Annotated in this window: 1 protein-coding gene; it reads right to left on the bottom strand. The window is 73.0% G+C overall.

The window, feature by feature from the left end; translation table 11 throughout:
- On the bottom strand, positions 1 to 525 hold a 525-nt coding region (locus ACOADB_RS17960), incomplete at both ends, for a family 1 glycosylhydrolase (RefSeq protein ID WP_378601440.1).

Raw genomic sequence — 525 nt, forward strand, 5'->3', positions numbered from 1 at the left:
GGGCCACACCGGTGCGTGGTTGTTGGCGCACCCGATCCGTTCGGCGCCGGCGGCCCGCAATGCACCGGCAGCACGTCCGTGGCCGAGCAGCAGGTGGTGGGCAGCGGGCAGCGCGTCGAAGAGCAGGCGACGGCCGGGCGCCCGCTCGCCGGTGCCGTAGCCGAGGAAGGCGGTGACCGCCGGCTCCGCGACCGGGATCCATTCCTTCACCCGGTCGGCGAAGCGTGCCCCGACGATGGCCGCGTACTCGCCGAAGCGCTCCGACGTCTCGCGGTTCAGCCAGCCACCATCGTCCTCGAGGCCCTGGGGCAGGTCGCCGTGGAGCAACGTGGCCATCGGCTCGATGCCCGCCTCGAGCAGGCAGTCGACCAACCGGTCGTAGAAGTCGAGGCCCTGGGTGTTGACCGCGCCGCGACCGGTCGGCTGGACCCGCGACCACGAGATGCTGAACCGGTAGCCCGGCGCCCCGAGCCGCCCCAGCAGCGCGACGTCCTCGCCGAAGCGGTGGTAGTGGTCGCAGGCGAT

This window comes from Nocardioides sp. CPCC 206348, from assembly GCF_048654705.1.
Taxonomy (GTDB): Bacteria; Actinomycetota; Actinomycetes; order Propionibacteriales; family Nocardioidaceae; genus Nocardioides.